16 protein-coding genes are annotated in these 16215 nt (G+C 72.0%); 12 read left to right on the top strand and 4 right to left on the bottom strand.

Features of this window, described 5'->3' with window-relative positions; genetic code table 11:
• Window positions 1–12 precede the first annotated feature (12 nt).
• The 4 genes from OHS82_RS15615 (at window position 13) to OHS82_RS15600 (ending at window position 3590) form a co-directional block, all read left to right on the top strand.
• Entirely contained in the window at window positions 13–2217 is a 2205-nt protein-coding gene (locus tag OHS82_RS15615; RefSeq protein WP_328434037.1) for an ATP-dependent DNA helicase UvrD2, read from the top strand.
• Window positions 2218–2404: 187 nt separating this feature from the next.
• The gene (locus tag OHS82_RS15610) at window positions 2405–2722 is read left to right on the top strand and encodes a hypothetical protein (protein ID WP_079041612.1); all 318 of its coding nucleotides are present in this window, start codon (window positions 2405–2407) and stop codon (window positions 2720–2722) included.
• Window positions 2723–2898: 176 nt separating this feature from the next.
• A complete protein-coding gene (locus tag OHS82_RS15605) occupies window positions 2899–3267 on the top strand; it encodes a WhiB family transcriptional regulator (protein ID WP_057584309.1) in 369 nt (122 codons plus the stop codon).
• Window positions 3264–3590: a hypothetical protein gene (locus OHS82_RS15600; protein WP_057584308.1), complete on the top strand. Its 327-nt coding sequence runs from the start codon at window positions 3264–3266 to the stop codon at window positions 3588–3590. Before OHS82_RS15605 ends, OHS82_RS15600 begins: the two co-directional genes overlap by 4 nt.
• 389 nt (window positions 3591–3979) lie before the next feature.
• Here the strand turns inward: OHS82_RS15600 and OHS82_RS15590 are convergent, their stop codons facing one another.
• Both OHS82_RS15590 and OHS82_RS15585 read right to left on the bottom strand, forming a co-directional pair.
• On the bottom strand, window positions 3980–5392 hold the full coding sequence (locus OHS82_RS15590; RefSeq protein WP_328434036.1) for an ABC1 kinase family protein: 1413 nt from the start codon (window positions 5390–5392) through the stop codon (window positions 3980–3982).
• Window positions 5385–6596, bottom strand: coding sequence for a TOMM precursor leader peptide-binding protein (locus tag OHS82_RS15585; RefSeq protein ID WP_057584306.1), 1212 nt, complete (start codon window positions 6594–6596; stop codon window positions 5385–5387). The genes OHS82_RS15590 and OHS82_RS15585 overlap by 8 nt, the downstream gene beginning before the upstream one ends.
• Before the next feature lie 239 nt (window positions 6597–6835).
• On the opposite strand from OHS82_RS15585, the gene OHS82_RS15580 reads away from it, so the two are divergent.
• The 4 genes from OHS82_RS15580 to OHS82_RS15565 all read left to right on the top strand — a co-directional run bounded on the left by OHS82_RS15580 (window position 6836) and on the right by OHS82_RS15565 (window position 10712).
• A complete protein-coding gene (locus OHS82_RS15580; RefSeq protein ID WP_079041611.1) occupies window positions 6836–7432 on the top strand; it encodes a M48 metallopeptidase family protein in 597 nt (198 codons plus the stop codon).
• Window positions 7433–7576: 144 nt separating this feature from the next.
• Window positions 7577–9247, top strand: a complete 1671-nt coding sequence (locus OHS82_RS15575) for a TerD family protein (protein ID WP_328434035.1) — start codon at window positions 7577–7579, stop codon at window positions 9245–9247.
• Between the two features lie 11 nt (window positions 9248–9258).
• Entirely contained in the window at window positions 9259–9939 is a 681-nt protein-coding gene (locus OHS82_RS15570) for an AIM24 family protein (RefSeq protein WP_079659796.1), read from the top strand.
• 17 nt (window positions 9940–9956) lie between these two features.
• The gene (locus OHS82_RS15565; protein ID WP_328434034.1) at window positions 9957–10712 is read left to right on the top strand and encodes an AIM24 family protein; all 756 of its coding nucleotides are present in this window, start codon (window positions 9957–9959) and stop codon (window positions 10710–10712) included.
• 61 nt (window positions 10713–10773) lie between these two features.
• Here the strand turns inward: OHS82_RS15565 and OHS82_RS15560 are convergent, their stop codons facing one another.
• Together OHS82_RS15560 and OHS82_RS15555 are read right to left on the bottom strand one after the other, a co-directional pair.
• Window positions 10774–11289, bottom strand: a complete 516-nt coding sequence (locus OHS82_RS15560) for an NUDIX hydrolase (RefSeq protein WP_328434033.1) — start codon at window positions 11287–11289, stop codon at window positions 10774–10776.
• Window positions 11286–12746, bottom strand: a complete 1461-nt coding sequence (locus OHS82_RS15555; RefSeq protein WP_328434032.1) for a zinc-dependent metalloprotease — start codon at window positions 12744–12746, stop codon at window positions 11286–11288. The genes OHS82_RS15560 and OHS82_RS15555 overlap by 4 nt, the downstream gene beginning before the upstream one ends.
• A gap of 192 nt (window positions 12747–12938) precedes the next feature.
• On the opposite strand from OHS82_RS15555, the gene OHS82_RS15550 reads away from it, so the two are divergent.
• The 4 genes from OHS82_RS15550 to OHS82_RS15535 all read left to right on the top strand — a co-directional run bounded on the left by OHS82_RS15550 (window position 12939) and on the right by OHS82_RS15535 (window position 16142).
• On the top strand, window positions 12939–14048 hold the full coding sequence (locus OHS82_RS15550; protein WP_057584299.1) for an SDR family oxidoreductase: 1110 nt from the start codon (window positions 12939–12941) through the stop codon (window positions 14046–14048).
• A gap of 205 nt (window positions 14049–14253) precedes the next feature.
• On the top strand, window positions 14254–14715 hold the full coding sequence (locus OHS82_RS15545) for a molybdenum cofactor biosynthesis protein MoaE (RefSeq protein ID WP_328434031.1): 462 nt from the start codon (window positions 14254–14256) through the stop codon (window positions 14713–14715).
• Between the two features lie 86 nt (window positions 14716–14801).
• Window positions 14802–14996: a hypothetical protein gene (locus OHS82_RS15540; protein WP_157876474.1), complete on the top strand. Its 195-nt coding sequence runs from the start codon at window positions 14802–14804 to the stop codon at window positions 14994–14996.
• A 54-nt stretch (window positions 14997–15050) separates the two neighbouring features.
• Window positions 15051–16142 (top strand): YlbL family protein, encoded by a 1092-nt coding sequence (locus OHS82_RS15535; RefSeq protein ID WP_079041610.1) that lies wholly within the window; start codon window positions 15051–15053, stop codon window positions 16140–16142.
• The last annotated feature ends 73 nt before the right edge of the window (window positions 16143–16215 follow it).

Raw genomic sequence — 16215 nt, 5'->3', positions numbered from 1 at the left:
CAGCATGGCCGTGTGACAGCAGCAACGCACTCCACCCTGTTCCCGCAGGCACCGGACTCGGCCGACGCGGTGCTCGACGGGCTCGACCCCGAGCAGCGCGAGGTCGCGACGGCCCTGCACGGTCCGGTGTGCGTGCTGGCCGGAGCCGGCACGGGCAAGACCCGGGCCATCACCCACCGCATCGCCTACGGGGTGCGCGCCGGCATCCTGCAGCCCTCCAGCGTGCTCGCCGTCACCTTCACCAACCGGGCCGCCGGCGAGATGCGCGGCCGGCTCCGCCAGCTCGGCGCGCAGGGTGTCCAGGCCCGCACCTTCCACTCCGCGGCCCTTCGGCAGCTGCAGTACTTCTGGCCGAAAGCGATCGGTGGCTCCCTGCCCCGGCTCGTCGACCGCAAGGTGCAGCTCGTCGCCGACGCGGCCGCCGCCTGCCGGGTCCGGCTCGACCGGGGTGAGCTGAGGGACGTCACCGCGGAGATCGAGTGGTCCAAGGTCACCCAGACCGTCCCCGCCGACTACGCCCTCGCCGCCGTCAAAGCGGGCCGCGAGTCCCCCCGGGACCCCGCCGAGATCGCCCAGCTCTACGCCGCCTACGAGGACCTCAAGCGCGAGCGCGCCGTCATCGACTTCGAGGACGTGCTGCTGCTGACCGTCGCGGTGCTGCAGGACCGGCACGACATCGCCGAGCAGGTCCGCGCCCAGTACCAGCACTTCGTGGTCGACGAGTACCAGGACGTCAGCCCCCTGCAGCAGCGTCTGCTGGAGCTGTGGCTCGGCGACCGGGACGATCTCTGCGTGGTCGGGGACGCCAGCCAGACGATCTACTCCTTCACCGGCGCCACCCCCGACCACCTGCTCGACTTCCGCACCCGTCACCCCGGCGCGACCGTCGTCAAGCTGGTCCGCGACTACCGCTCCACCCCCCAGGTCGTCCACCTCGCCAACGGTCTGCTCGCCCAGGCCCGGGGCCGCGCCGCCGACCACCGTCTGGAGCTGATCTCCCAGCGGTCCCCCGGACCCGAGCCGGGCTACGCCGAGTACGCCGACGAGCCCGCCGAGGCCGAGGGCGCGGCCCGCCGTATCCGCGAGCTCCTCGACGCCGGGGTCCCGGCCGCGGAGATCGCCGTCCTGTTCCGCACCAACGCCCAGTCGGAGACCTACGAGCAGGCTCTCGCCGATCTCGGCATCCCGTATCAGCTGCGCGGGGCCGAGCGCTTCTTCGACCGGCCCGAGGTGCGCAAGGCCGGTGTCGCCCTGCGCGGTGCGGCCCGGTTCGGCGGCAACGACACGCTCCTCGAGGACGCCGTCGACCTGCCTTCGCAGGTGCGTGCCGTCCTCTCCGGCGAAGGCTGGACCTCACAGCCGCCGGCCGGCTCCGGGGCCGTCAGAGAGCGCTGGGAGTCGCTGGCGGCCCTGGTGAACCTGGCGCAGGACTTCGCCGCGGCCCGGCCCGGGGCGACCCTCGCCGACCTGGTCGCCGAACTCGACGAGCGGGCGAGCGCCCAGCACGCCCCGACCGTCCAGGGCGTCACCCTGGCCTCCCTGCACTCCGCCAAGGGCCTGGAGTGGGACGTCGTCTTCCTGGTCGGTGTGGCGGAGGGCATGATGCCGATCACCTACGCCAGGACCGACGAGCAGATCGAGGAGGAGCGACGGCTCCTCTACGTCGGTGTCACCCGGGCCCGCGCGCGGCTGCACCTCTCGTGGGCGCTCTCCCGCTCACCGGGCGGCCGCCCGAGCCGCCGTCCGAGCCGTTTCCTCGACGGCCTCCGTCCCGGCTCGGGCGTCGCCGTGGGCCGTGGGGGCGGCGGAGGCGCCGGAGGCATCGAGCGGGGGTTCCCCGGCGTCGCCGCGGGCGCCGGCCAGGCGCCGCGCCGGACCCAGCGGACCCCGGCCCGCTGCCGGGTCTGCGGGCGCACCCTGACCGACGCCGGCGAGATGAAGCTGATGCGCTGCGAGGACTGCCCCTCCGACATGGACGAGGGCCTGTACGAGCGGCTGCGGGACTGGCGGGCGGTCCAGGCGAAGCGCGCCGGCCAGCCGGCGTTCTGCGTCTTCACCGACAAGACGCTGATGGCGATCGCCGAGGCGGTCCCCGACGAGGAGGGCGAACTGGCCCGGATCCCCGGGGTCGGTGTGCGCAAGCTGCACCGTTACGGAACCGATGTCCTGGCCATCTGCGCAGGCCAGGACGTGGTGGAGGGTGACGGAGGGGAGTGAGGCAGGGTCGGCCGAAGATTGATCCGAACTCGTCGGAAAAATAGTTTGCGCATGCCCCGGCAATCCCCATAGGTTCTTAGACACCGGAACGGCGGCCTTCTCGAAGGCCCTGATTCCGTGCTGTACTTGCATATCCGTCGGACCGGCTCACCCTGGTCCCCCGAGACGCCGAGAGGAGGCGATTCCAGTGATCATCATCAACCGCAGCTCCACTGCCAAACTGACCGATCGCTCGGTCGTCTCCACGTGCATGCTCGGCGCCTCGGTCCTGGGCACCGGTCTGTCCGGCATTCGTGCCGACCGGCCGGCGTCCTCCTCTGTTTCGCCCGTGAGTCTTCTCGGCCGCGAGCGCAATGAGCGACCGACCAAGGCACTGGAAGCAGTAGAGGCACAGGCCCATGCCTATGCCTTCGCGGCGACCGGTGCCGGATTCCGCAAGCAGACGACGCAGCACCACCTGATGTGGGCCTTCCGTGGGCCAGAACCCTGGAGTGATCCAGCCTGATCGTCGATCAGGCCGGCGCCTTCAGGGCCGCGGAACCCCACCCGGGATCCGCGGCCCTTCTGTTTTCCCCGAACGGGGAGGACGGAGTGAAGGGGCCTCGGGACAAGAAAAGAACCCGGTACCCAGCCGACAACCGGTCCCACAGGACCGGACCGACCAGACGAGGAAGACGAACCGTGCAACTCGAAGCGCACGCCCCGTCCGTACCGCCTTCCGAAACGATCCCCCCGCCCGGCCTCACGGAGGACTCCACCTTGACCCCGCTCACGGCGCTCACCGCGCTCGACGACGCCATCGAGAACCTCGGCGTGCCCGTCCCCTGCCGTTCCTACGACCCGGAGGTCTTCTTCGCCGAGACCCCGGCGGACGTGGAGTACGCCAAGTCCCTCTGCCGTACCTGCCCGCTGGTGGAGGCCTGCCTCGCCGGCGCGAAGGAGCGGCGCGAGCCCTGGGGCGTCTGGGGTGGCGAGCTGTTCGTGCAGGGTGTCGTCGTCGCCCGCAAGCGGCCGCGTGGTCGCCCGCGCAAGAACCCGGTCACGGCATGAACACCGCAGGAACAATCGACCGTCCCCTCACGCAAGACCCCAAGAAGCAGGCCCCGATGAAGCCGTTCACCAGCGAGCCCGCAGGCTCCGCGACCGAAGACCTCACCAACTCCACCGGCGCGTACGACTCGCGTCAGAACAGGACACGCGAGATGCAACTCATCCCAGAAGCCCTGGCTCGTGCGCATATGCACGACCGCCTGCACGAGGTCGAGCGGGAACGTCAGGCCGTGCGCCTGGTGACCGCTCGCCGGATGCAGCGTCGGGCCGAGCGCGCGTCGCTGCGCGCCCGCCGGGCGCTCGCCATGGCCGTGATGCAGTAACCGCACACACCTGAAGCGGTGGCCTCCCGAGTAGGAGGCGAAGCTCTCCCCGCGGGGGTCGGTCCGTCCGAACGGGCCGGCCCCCGCTGTGCGCTGTGCGGCCGATCCGGCGCCGCGGCGTTATCGTCCTGGGCATGGCGAGTCCTCCAGGAGACGGCGACCGAGACGGTTCACCGGCGGAGTCCCGGTCCGTGGTGTGCGGCCGCTGTGGGATCCGGTCCGCGGAGCCGCCGCCGCTCACCTGGACGTGTTCCGTGGAGCACGGCGTGCGCCGTCATTTCTGCGAGGCCTGCGCCCGGGAGAACCTCCGGGCGATCGAAGGACGGCTCGACTCGGACTGGTGGTGAGGTATCTCACGCCAGGGTCGGAGCCGCGCCCGCACCCGCGGCTCACGCCTCCGCGACCGCGTCCTCCTCCAGAGGGTCCTCCGCTTCCAGGGAGTCCGGGGTTTCCGAGGCCTCCAGCTCGTCCTCCGGGAGGAACCCGGGCAGCCAGTCCTCCAGTTCGTCCCGTAGCCGTACCGTCGCGCCGAGCTGGCACAGCACGCCGATCGTACTGAGCGTCACCCGGTGGATCAGCAGGTACGCCGGCGGCAGGTTGAGCTGTTTGCCCAGCTGATGGGCGGGAGAGCGCGGGTCGGCTATCCGGGCCGCCTGGCTGCGCATCCAGCCGCGGGTGAAGGTGAACTCCTCCGCGCGGGCCGGTTCGATGATCGGCAGGAGGTAATCGAGGACCGCGTCGGGATCGAGCTCGATGGAGTCCTTGACGAAGCCCTCCGCGCGGAGGAGTTCGTAGACCGCCTCCGCATCGCCGTCCAGGGTCATGCGCAGGGACTCGCCGATCGGGTCCGGCAGGCCGCCCGCGAGCCGGTCCACCGTGCCGAAGTCCAGCACGCCCAGCCGCCAGTCGTCCTCGCCCTCTGGCCCGCCGGGCAGGAGACGGAAGTTGCCGGGGTGCGGGTCGGCGTGCAGCAGGCCGGTGCGCGCCGGGCCGGAGAAGAGGAAGCGGGACAGCAGCTGGCCGGCGCGGTCGCGCTGCTCCTGGGTGCCCTCGGAGATCACCTCGGAGAGGGGAACGCCGTCGATCCACTCGGTGACCAGGATCTGATCGCACTGGTGGACCACCGCCGGCACCACCACGTCGGGGTCCCCGGCGAACTCCTCCGCGTGGGCCTGCTGGGCCTGCGCCTCCAGGCCGTAGTCCAGTTCCTCCGAGACCCGGTCGCGCAACTCGGCGATCAGCGGCTTCACGTCCATGCCCGGGATGAGCGGGCCCAACAGACGGGCGAAGCGGCTGAGTTGGTTCAGGTCGGACAGCAGGGCCTCGCCGGCCCCGGGGTACTGGACCTTGACCGCGACCTCCCGGCCGTCGTGCCAGACCCCTCGGTGCACCTGACCGATCGAGGCGGCCGCGGCGGGCTTGTCGTCGAACTCCAGGAAGAGCCCGGCCCAGTCCTCGCCGAGGTGCTTCGTGAGCACGGCGTGCACGGTGCGGGTCGGCATCGGCGGCGCCGCGTCCTGGAGCTTGGTGAGGGCCGCGCGGTACGGGCCGGCCACCTCCTCGGGCAGGGCCGACTCGAAGACGGACAGGGCCTGTCCGAACTTCATCGCACCGCCCTTCAGCTCGCCCAGCACCTTGAAGAGCTGCTCCGCGGTGCGCTGTTGCAGCTCGCGGCCGACGATCTCCGCGGACTCGCCCACGATCCGCTTGCCCAGACCCCAGGTGGCCCGCCCGGCGAAACCGAGCGGGAGCGCGGCGAGCTTGGCGGTCCGGGTGACCGCCTTCCGGGGAAGATCAGACATGCGCCCTCCAGGTCCCAGCCAGCCGCGCGGTGTCCGTCGTACCGCGTAACTCCGTCGAATGCCGTTGCTCTCCCATTGTCGCGTGCGGACCCCCCTCCTCGGAGGTGTGTTCCCGCTTACCTTTCTCCGCGGCCCCGCACGGGCAGGCACAGTGTGGCAGCACCGGCCGTGTGTGCCACTGGAGCGCGGGTACGGAGACCTCCCACCGGGCGCCCACGCTCGACGGATCGCGGCCGTCGAGGAAGGTGAGGGCGTGGGCGGCGGCCAGCCCGGCCACGGTCGTGGCCAGCGTCAGGTCACAGGCGCGCGCCGTGCGCCGGTGGCCGGAGTGCCACTGGGCGACCAGCCGCGGCCAGGCCGGGTCCCGGTCGGCGCGCTCCTGGTGCAGACAGCCCGCGCAGCCCGTCTCTCCCGGCAGGACGAGCGGGCCCACGACGCCCGTGCCCTCGACGACGCCGGCGTACAGATGCGGGGTGCCCGAGGCGATCAGGGGTTCCGCCGCGGAAGGGGCGGGCGCGTGCACGGACACGTCGTCCCGCGGGGCGAGGACCACCAGTGAGAAGCCCGGGGTGTCCTCGGCGGGTGAACTCCTGCTCCTTCGGCGCGGGCGGCCGGGGGCGGCCCGGCGCACGACGCGGCCGGCCGCCTCGTCCCGGCGCTCGCCGACCGCCTCGGCGGGCAGGCCGCCCGGCGTGACGTCCCCCGGCTCCACCTTTCCGCCGTCACGCACGTCCACCTCGCCGACTCCCGCGCCCGACAGCAGCGCCGCCAGCGCTGTGCCCACGCGGCCCGCGCCGCGCACCTGCACGCGCATCCCGCGTCGGGCGGCCAGGCGCTCGACAGCGTCTCCCGGCTGCGAGGTGACGAGGGACAGCGCGGCGAGATCGGGACGCAGCCGGTCCATGACCTCCTTCCTCTCCCGCAGAGCGGAGGCCTCCGGCCCGCCGCCGTGGGCGTCGTCGAGCAGTCCCGCCCGGGCCAGCCGCTCCACCAGCCGGTCGACATGGCCGTCGGGCAGATCCATCCGGCGGCCCTCCTCCCGCAGCAGGGGGAGCCCGCGGGTGCCGTCCAGCAGGTCGAGGAAGCTGCCCGTGGCCGTGTCCACCGGGCCGAGTGTCAGTGCGTGCGCCGGCGTCATGCCGAACTGCACCGTGTTGAGGTCGCGCCAGCCGCGCCGCAGCGCGGGTTTCACCGTCGGATGCATCGAAGGCCCCCGTATGCCTGGAAACTCCCCGTCATGTCGGCGGAGCGGGGCGTGGGGTGTCCTCGCTCCGCCGACGACTGCCAGCATGCCGGGCCCCGTCCGAGCCCGCCGAAAGTTGTCCACAGGCACGGGAATTCGTCGTATAAATGCGTCGTACGAGGCAAAAGCGGCAGGTGGGATCGGAACCCACCCGACCCGGAGTCGGGACTTCACCCATGTGCAACGGGTAACGTCGGGGCGTGCCCGCCGACCCCCTGCACCGCGCCGGACCACCACAGCGCAGCACGACGAGCCCGCCGCCGAGCGGCTCGGGGGCGAGCGCGATCGAGGTCCGCAGAAGCGCCCGGCGACGTCGGACGGTCTCCGCGTACCGCGAGGGCGATCGCACCATCGTGCTCATCCCTGCCCGGATGTCCGAGGCCGAGGAGCAACGCTGGGTGAGCGTCATGCTCGACAAGCTCGCCGCGCAGGAAAGCCGGCGCGTGCCCGGCGACGCCGAACTCGCCGAACGCGCCGAGCGCCTGTCGGCCCAGTGCTTCGACGGCCGGGCCCGGCCCGCCTCGGTGCGCTGGGTGACCAACCAGAACACCCGCTGGGGCTCGTGCACCCCCGCCGAGGGCAGCATCCGGCTGTCGCACCGTCTGAAGGGCATGCCCGAGTACGTCATCGACTACGTCCTCGCCCACGAACTCGCGCATCTGCTCGTGCCGGGCCACGGCCCCGACTTCTGGCGGCTGCTGGAGGCCTACCCGCGCACCGAGCGCGCCCGGGGCTACCTCGAGGGCGTCGTCGCGGCCGAACGCCTTCCCCACTCGCCGGACCCGAACGGGGAGTGACCTGCGGCGCGCGTGGGGTGAACCGCGCGGGCGTACGGCGACGTCGCTTGTGTACCGGGTCTGTACCGACATCGTGCGTTGTCGGACTTTGCCGTTAGCCTGACGCGACGCACTCGCAATCGGGATGGGGGACGGTCGTTACGCATGCCCAGGGAATTCCAACGCGGCCACAAGGCCAGGATCAGTGACCTCACGGCGGGTACCGATCTGTACGTAGGCGTGCAGATCACCGCCCCCGGCCTGACCTTCGACATCAGCTGCTTCGGTCTCGACGCCGACGAGCGTCTCTCGGACGACCGGTACTTCGTCTTCTTCAACCAGCCCAAGTCCCCCGAGGAGTCCATCCAGCTCCTGGGCGCCCAGGCGGGCGACACGGAGTCCTTCCGCATCACCCTCGACCGGATCCCGCCGCAGATCCAGAAGCTGTCCTTCACGGCGACGTTGGACGGCGCCGGGCAGATGTCCCAGATCAACCCCGGCTACCTGCGCATCGTCGCGGGCGGTGAGGAGGTGGCCCGCTACGCGTTCAACGGCTCCGAGTTCACCAGTGAGCGGGCCGTGATGCTGGGCGACTTCTACCTCAAGGACGTATGGCGGTTCGCGGCCGTCGGCCAGGGCTTCGACGGCGGCCTGGACGCGCTGCTGAAGAACTTCGGCGGCGAGGTCGCTGAGGAGGCGCCCGCCGCGCCGCAGCAGCCGCAGGCCGGCGGCGCCGCTCCGAGCTTCGCCCCGCCCGCCTTCGGGGCGCCCCCCGCGCCGGCGCCCGCTCCTCAGCAGCCGCAGCCCGCCCCGCAGGGCTTCGCGCCCCCGCCCGGCGCGACCCCGCCGCCGGCCCCGGCTCCCGCGCCTCCGGTTCACGCAGCGCCGACCATCGTCGCGCCGCTGGTCCCGCCCGGCGGCCACGTCCCGCCGCCCGCCCCCGCCCCGGCTCCCTACGGCCAGCCGCCCCAGCCGCAGCCGTACGGCCAGGGCCCCGCGCCAGCCGCGCCCATGCCTCCCGGCTACGGGCAGCAGCCCCCCGCCCCGCACGCCCCCCAGGCCCCGCCCGGCTACGGACAGCCGACCCCGCCGCCCGGCTACGGTCAGCAGCCCCCCTTCGGGCAGGTCCCGGGCCAGCAGGCCTACGGCGTGCCCCAGGGCGTGCCCCAGGGCGGCGCCGGTGTGGCGTCGGCGCTCCAGCAGTTCAAGGAGACGCCCACGGGGCAGCGCTGGACGCAGCAGAACAGGAAGATGATCCGGGTCGACCTCGGCATCGGCGGCCAGCCCGTCCTCGCCCGCCAGGGCAGCATGGTCCTCTACCAGGGCAAGGTCGACTTCAGCTACAAGGGCGCCGGGTTCGCCGGCCGGATCGTCGGCAACGCCACCGGCCAGGAGATGCAGCTGATGCGCTGCACCGGCCAGGGGCAGGTGTTCCTCGCCGAGAACTCCACCCATGTGCACCCCATCGAGCTCCAGGGCGACGCGATCTGCGTCTCCGCCGAGAACGTCCTCGCCTTCGACGAGAGCCTCCAGTACGAGGTCCGTCGCATCGAGGGGCACGGCATCCCCGGCGGCGCGCTGTTCACCATGCAGTTCCAGGGCACCGGGACGATCGTCGTGAAGACGCACGGCACCCCCGTGGTCCTGCCGGTCACGCCCACCACGTTCGCCGACTGCAACGCCGTCGTCGCCTGGTCGGCGGCATCCCAGGTGGTCGTCTCCAGCCAGGTGCGGATGCGCCGCAACGCCTACCCGGGCGACACCGGAGAGAGCGTCAACCTCCAGTTCCGGGGCGCTCCCGGCAACTTCATCGTCGTCCAGCCGTACGAGGTCTGAGGGAGCCCGTCATGAACCAGCCGCTCGCGGGCTACGCGCCCGCACCCGTCACCGCCCGCATGGAGAACCACGGCAACCACATGCTGAAGGTCGCCATGCAGACCGGTAACGACCTCTTCGCGCGCGTGGGCTCGATGGTCGCCTACGAGGGTTTCGTCCAGTACGAGCCCAACCCGCCAGCCGTCCGCCAGATCGCCCGCGACTGGATGACCGGCGAGGGCGCGCCCCTGATGAAGTGCACCGGCGACGGTCTGCTCTATCTCGCCGACTACGGGGCGAACGTCGTCGTCATCAACCTCAACGGCGACGGCATCTCCGTCAACGCCACCAACCTGCTCGCCTTCGACGCGCACCTGACCTGGGGCGTCGAGCGCGTCAAGGGGCTCGCGAAGTTCGCCGGTCAGGGGCTGTGGAACACCAAGATCTCCGGGCAGGGCTGGGTCGCGCTGACCTCCCGGGGCAAGCCGATCGTCGTCGACTGCGGCGGCGGCGAGGACGAGACGTACGTCGACCCCGACGCGCTCGTCGCCTGGTCCCCGAACCTCAAGGTGAAGGGCAAGCGCAGCTTCAAGGCGCAGTCGCTCATCGGTCGGGGCAGCGGCGAGGCCTATCAGATGGCCTTCTCCGGCCAGGGCATCGTCGTCGTCCAGCCCAGTGAGGACAGCACCGACCGCCTCCGGGTACGGGGCTGAGGGGGACCGGGAACATCATGCAGAGCTCACTTTTCGCGCACAACGACTCGCAGACCCAGGACCGCTGGAGTCTGCAGAACAAGCAGATGCTCCGGGTCACCCTGGAGGGCCACGACGACATCCTCGCCCGCAAGGGCACGATGGTCGCCTACCAGGGCCTGATGGAGTTCGACGCCGAGTACCAGAGCAACCAGCAGGGCCGCGCCCGGGCCCACACGGGCGAGGGCCTGAGCCTGATGCGCTGTCACGGCCAGGGGACGGTGTACCTCGCCAACCTCGCCCAGCACATCCACGTGATGGACGTGGAGCAGGACGGGCTGACCGTGGACAGCAGCTATGTGCTGGCCATGGACTCCTCGCTGCACCATGAGGTCATCGCCGTCGACAGCCTCTACGGCATCTCCGGCTCGGGGAAGTACCAGCTCAACATCACCGGCCGTGGCAAGGTCGCCCTGATGACCTCGGGCGCGCCGCTGATGATGCAGGTCACCCCCGACAAGTACGTCAACTGCGACGCCGACGCCATCGTGGCCTGGTCCACCGGACTGCGGGTGCAGATGCAGGCGCAGACGCACTCCTCCGGCGTGTGGCGCCGGCGTGGCAACACCGGCGAGGGCTGGGAGCTCAGCTTCATGGGCGCCGGCTACGCGCTGGTACAGCCCAGCGAGCTGCTGCCGCCGCAGAACGCCCAGGTCGGGTCGGGCCTCGCCGCGCAGTACGGCATGGGCCAGCAGGGGGCGCGGGGACAGAACCAGGGCAACGTCTGGAGCTGACCGTCCGAACGGCAGACGTAAGGGGCGACCACCTGGTGGTTCGCCCCTTACCCGTTCCCGCTCACAGTCGCGCGCGGGCCGCCTCCAGCAGGCGCACGACCGACGCGTCGGCCACGCTCCCCACCTCGTCGTAGGCGAACCAGCGCAGGTCGAGGGACTCGTCGCTGATGGCCTCCACGGCCCCGGCCGGGGCGAGCGCCGCGTACTGGACGTCGTAGTGCCAGGCGCAGGGCGTGAGATGCCGGTCCAGGCGCACCGGACCGCCGGGCAGCAGGCTCAGCCCCGGCATGCCCGACTCCTCCGTCCCCTCCCGCAGCGCGGCGCCCGCCAGCGTCGCGTCGCCGGGCTCGCAGTGACCGCCGGTCTGCAGCCACATCCGCAGCTTCTTGTGCAGCGTGAGCAGCACCCGACCGCGCTCCGGGTCGATCACCAGCGCACTCGCCGTGATGTGCCCGTCCGCGCACGCCTTCCACACACCGTCGGGACGGGCCGCCAGATGGTCCAGGTACGTCTGGCACAGCTCTTCCTGGCGCTCGTACCCCTTCAGGACGAGGACCGCGTCGTCGTGCAGGCTCACTTGGTGTCGTCGCCCCTGGAGTCGTTCCCGCCGTCCGTGTCGTCGTCCTTCCTCAGGCTCGGCCCGTCGCCGAGGCCGCCGCCGCTCGCCGCCTCGCCGAGCATCTTGTCGAGCTCGGAGAAGTCCATCTGCTCGCGGTGCACGAAGCCGTCCGGGTCGTCCAGGTCGGAGGCCGTGGGCAGCATGTCCGGGTGGGCCCACAGGGCGTCCCGGCCGTCGACCCCGCGCGCGTCCGTCAGCGAGGCCCACAGGCGGGAGGCGTCGCGCAGACGGCGAGGGCGCAGCTCCAGACCGATCAGCGTCGCGAACGTCTGCTCGGCAGGACCGCCCGTGGCACGGCGGCGGCGCAGGGTCTCACGCAGCGCGTCGGCGGACGACAGGCGCGGCTTCGCGGCCGCGTGCACCACGGCGTCCACCCAGCCCTCGACGAGCGCCAGAGCCGTCTCCAGACGGGCCAGGGCGGCCTTCTGCGCCGGGGTGTCCTCCGGCTGGAACATGCCCTGCTGGAGGGCGTCCTGCAGCTGCTCGGGATTCTGCGGGTCGAACTGCCCGACCACGTCCTCCAGCTTGGCGGTGTCGACCTTGATACCCCGTGCGTACCCCTCGACCGCGCCGAACAGGTGCGAGCGCAGCCACGGCACATGGGCGAAGAGGCGCTGGTGGGCGGCCTCGCGCAGTGCGAGGTAGAGCCGCACCTCGTCCTTGCCGACGCCCAGGTCCTTGCCGAAGGCCTCGATGTTCACCGGCAGCAGCGCGGCGCGCCCGGCCGGACCGAGAGGCAGACCGATGTCGGTCGAGCCGACGACCTCGCCCGCGAGCACGCCCACGGCCTGGCCGATCTGCGAGCCGAACATCGCGCCGCCCATGGAGCGCATCATGCCGATCAGCGGGCCGGCCATGGCCTGCATCTCCTCCGGCAGGACGTCGCCCATGGCCGCGCCGACGCGCTCGGCGACCGGGTCGACGAGCTCCTTCCAGGCGGGCAGGGTCGCCTCGACCCACTCCGCGCGGGACCACGCCACGGCGGAGGCGGCGCCGGACGGCAGCGACGTGGCGTCGTCGAGCCACAGGTCGGCGAGGCGGACGGCCTCCTGGACGGCGGTGCGCTCGGACGGACCGACGCTGGAGTCCTTGACGCCGTCGGAGGTGCCCTGGGCGACCGTCTGGCGGGCGATCTGCTTGGCCATGTCCCAGTTCACCGGGCCGCCCTCGTAGGAGAGCATCTGGCCGAGCTGCTGGAACGCGGCCCCCAGGTCGTTGGGGTTCAGCGAACCGAACATCGCGGCGAGCGGATTGTCCGCGCCGGGCGCGCCGAAGCCGCCGGCGCCGGGCAGGCCGCCGAAACCGAACGGGTTGGCCGGTCCCTGACCACCGCCGCTCTGCGGGTCCTTCTTGCCCTCGTCGCCGTCCTCCGGCTCCTCCGGCGGAAGGCCGAATCCGAATGGGGTGTCACTCACGGGGTTCCTCGGCTGGTAAGGCCACCGGATTTCGGCCGGCGGCGACTGCCCTGCAACACCACCCAGCGTAGACACCCCGGCTCGATCGGGCCTCGGTGCTTCGCCGACTCCTGCCCTGCGGCAGGATGGATGCCACCTGGTACGTACGCGTCACTCGCGCCCGTATGCCAAGACAACCGCTGGAGACACCTGGTGAGTTCCCCAGATCCGCAGGTTCGCGCAGCGCGAAACCCTTCGCCCCGGGCCGGCGCCCGCGGGCCCGTCGTCGCCGTGACCGGCGCGGCGACCGGGGTGGGCGCGCTGCTCACGGAGCGGCTCGCCGCGTCGGAGGAGGTCAAGCAGGTCGTCGCCATCGACGAGCGGCGAGGCGAGTGCGACGCGGCGCAATGGCACATCCTCGACGTCCGTGATCCGGCGATCGCCGACAAGCTGCGCGGCGCGGACGTCGTGGTCCACCTCGCGCTCGACCTCGACCTGGGGAGTGACGCCGCCGCCCGGACGGCCTACAACGTGCGCGGAACGCAGACCGTCCTGACGGCCGCCGCGGCGGCCGGGGTGCGCCGCGTCGTGCTGTGCACCTCCGCGATGGTCTACGGAGCGCTGGAGGACAACGAGCTGCCGCTCTCGGAGGACGCGGAGCTGCGGGCGACGGCGGAGGCGACCGGCGTCGGGGACCTCCTGGAGATCGAACGGCTCGCGCGCCGCGCGCCCCGGGCGCATCCCGGTCTGAACGTCACCGTGGTGCGGCCCGCGACCCTGGTCGGCGGCACGGACACGGCGCTGACCCGGTACTTCGAGTCGCCGCGGCTGCTGGTCGTCGCCGGGTCACGGCCGGCCTGGCAGTTCTGCCACGTCGAGGACCTGGTGAGCGCCCTGGAGTACGCCGTCCTGGAGAAGGTCGACGGGGAGCTCGCCGTCGGGTGCGACGGGTGGCTGGAGCAGGAGGAGGTCGAGGAGCTCAGCGGGATCCGGCGCATGGAGCTGCCGTCGGCGGTCGCCCTGGGCGCTGCCGCGCGGCTGCACCGGATCGGGCTGACGCCGTCCCCGGCGGGCGACCTGGCGTACACGATGTACCCCTGGGTGGTGAGCGGAAGCCGGCTGCACGACGCGGGGTGGCGGCCGGGCTGGACCAACGAGGAGGTCCTGGCGGAGCTGCTGGCGGAGGTGGCCGGCCGGCACACCGTCGTCGGACGGCGGCTCGGGCGCAAGGACGCCACGGCTGCGGGGGCGGCCGGGGCGACGGTCGCACTGCTGGGCGCGGCGGCCGTGGTGCGGCGGGCCCGCAAGGCCCGGCGGCGCTGAGCGCGGGCGGCGTGCGGCCTGCTCCTCCGCCCGCCGCCCCTTCGCCCGGGGGCGGTGCCCGTGGTCCTTCCCCGGGGGCGGCGCCCCTGCGCCTCTCTTCAGGGACCCGGACGGGCCGACTTGGAGGTCCCTCCGACGAGCCACGCGTGCGTACCGGGTGATCACGTCATTTCGCCTGTTCCCCGGGGTGCGGCACGATGGGGGTATGGCAGCCATCGACGAGCATCCCGGCGAGCGGGCGGCGCAGGACCCCATCAAGCTGATCGCCGTTCGCGACACTCCGCTCTCCCTGGACGAGGTCTTCAAGGCGGTCGGGGACGACGCGGCCGGCGGCACGGCGCTCTTCGTGGGCACCGTGCGCAACCATGACGGCGGCGCCGACGTCGACGCGCTCGGATACTCCTGCCACCCGAGCGCCGAGGCGGAGATGCGGCGGATCGCGGAGAAGGTCGCCGCCGAGTACCCGGTGCGGGCCCTGGCGGCCGTCCACCGGGTGGGGGAGCTGGCCGTGGGCGACCTGGCGGTCGTCGTCGCGGTGTCCTGTCCGCACCGCGGAGAGGCCTTCGAGGCGTGCCGGAAGCTGATCGACGACCTGAAGCACGACGTGCCCATCTGGAAGCACCAGAAGTTCTCCGACGGCACCGAGGAGTGGGTCGGGGCCTGCTGATCCGCCGGCCACCCGTCCGGTTGCGTAACCGGACCCCTGCCGTGAGCGTTGTCACTGCGGATGGTTAATCTGCTGATCAGTCAGTTGTGGTCGCTCACTGGGGTTGGGAGGTCGGCATGGCGGCGCTCGCCTGGTTGCTGATTCCGCTTGTCGCCGCGATCGGCGCGGGGCTGTGGGGGAGTTGGGCCAACCGGACCCGCAAGGCCCGCGGTGACGGCCCCGAGCTGGACGGATATGCCCGCTTCCGGGCCGCCATGGAGAAGCCGCACTCCCGCGCGTGACCCGGGTGGCAGCCCTGACCGTGCGCTGACAGAGGCGTCCCGTACTGTCGAGTCATGCCACGCCGCACCGCGACGATGCTCGCCTCCACCTTGATCCTCATCGCGCTTCTGTGCGCGGGAGTGCTCATCCCCGTGCCGTACTCGGAGATGTCCCCGGGACCCACGGTGAACACGCTGGGCGATCACGACGGCGAGCCGGTGCTGCAGATCTCCGGGCGCAAGACCTATGCGACCAGCGGCCACCTGAACATGACCACCGTGCGGGTGACCAGCGCCGACTACCGGATGAACCTCGTCGAGGCCGTCTACGGGTGGCTCGCGCACGACAACAAGGTCGTCCCGCACGACACGCTGTACCCGGACGGCAAGACCGAGGAGCAGTCCACCCAGGAGAACGCCGAGGAGTTCAGCCAGTCCCAGGAGAGCGCCAAGGTCGCCGCCCTGAAGGAGCTGAAGGTCCCGGTGACGTCCTGGGTGATCGTCTCGACCGTGGTGAAGGGTTCCCCGGCGGAGGGCAGGCTGCACGCCGGAGACGTGATCAAGGCCGTGGACGGCACCGCGGTGAAGGAGCCGGGTGACGTCGCGAAGCTGGTGACCAAGCACAAGGCCGGCGAGAACGTCGTCTTCACGATCGTCCCGGCCAAGGAGCAGGCGGCCGCCGAGAAGGCGCGCAGGACGGCGACGACCACGCAGAAGGTCTCGATCACCACCGCGGCCTCCGACGACAGCGGAGAGAAGCGCGCCATCGTCGGGATCTCGGCCGGGACCGACCACACCTTCCCCTTCACCGTCGACATCAAGCTCGCCGACGTCGGCGGCCCCAGCGCCGGCCTGATGTTCGCGCTGGGCATCTACGACAAGCTCACCCCGGGCAGTCTCACCGGCGGAAAGTTCGTCGCCGGCACCGGGACCATCGACGACGACGGCAAGGTCGGCCCGATCGGCGGCATCGAGATGAAGACCGTCGGCGCGCGCAGCCAGGGCGCCCAGTTCTTCCTGACGCCGGCCGACAACTGCAAGGCCGCCGCGAGCGACACCCCCTCGGGGCTCCGGCTGGTCAAGGTCGACACGATCGACGACGCCCTCGCCGCCCTCGACGACATCCGCAGCGGCGACACCGCCGCCCTGCCGAAGTGCACTAAGTAGCGGCCGGGGCCTGATCCGAACGACAGGCCCCGGGCCGCCCCGCCGCGGGGCTCGCGCGGCGGTGCTCGGGCGC

The organism is Streptomyces sp. NBC_00425 (assembly GCF_036030735.1).
In the GTDB taxonomy this organism is placed as follows: domain Bacteria; phylum Actinomycetota; class Actinomycetes; order Streptomycetales; family Streptomycetaceae; genus Streptomyces.
Note: the sequence above shows the minus strand (reverse complement) of the source record. Positions and strands in the feature narration are given on the sequence as shown.

What these genes read in the sequence shown, in the direction of transcription:
- OHS82_RS15600 (WP_057584308.1), top strand. Translation starts at nt 3,264, where the DNA reads ATGAACACCGCAGGAACAATCGACCGTCCCCTCACGCAAGACCCCAAG.
- OHS82_RS15590 (WP_328434036.1), bottom strand. Translation starts at nt 5,392, where the DNA reads ATGTCTGATCTTCCCCGGAAGGCGGTCACCCGGACCGCCAAGCTCGCC.
- OHS82_RS15585 (WP_057584306.1), bottom strand. Translation starts at nt 6,596, where the DNA reads ATGCATCCGACGGTGAAACCCGCGCTGCGGCGCGGCTGGCGCGACCTC.
- OHS82_RS15575 (WP_328434035.1), top strand. Translation starts at nt 7,577, where the DNA reads ATGCCCAGGGAATTCCAACGCGGCCACAAGGCCAGGATCAGTGACCTC.
- OHS82_RS15570 (WP_079659796.1), top strand. Translation starts at nt 9,259, where the DNA reads ATGAACCAGCCGCTCGCGGGCTACGCGCCCGCACCCGTCACCGCCCGC.
- OHS82_RS15565 (WP_328434034.1), top strand. Translation starts at nt 9,957, where the DNA reads ATGCAGAGCTCACTTTTCGCGCACAACGACTCGCAGACCCAGGACCGC.
- OHS82_RS15545 (WP_328434031.1), top strand. Translation starts at nt 14,254, where the DNA reads ATGGCAGCCATCGACGAGCATCCCGGCGAGCGGGCGGCGCAGGACCCC.
- OHS82_RS15535 (WP_079041610.1), top strand. Translation starts at nt 15,051, where the DNA reads ATGCCACGCCGCACCGCGACGATGCTCGCCTCCACCTTGATCCTCATC.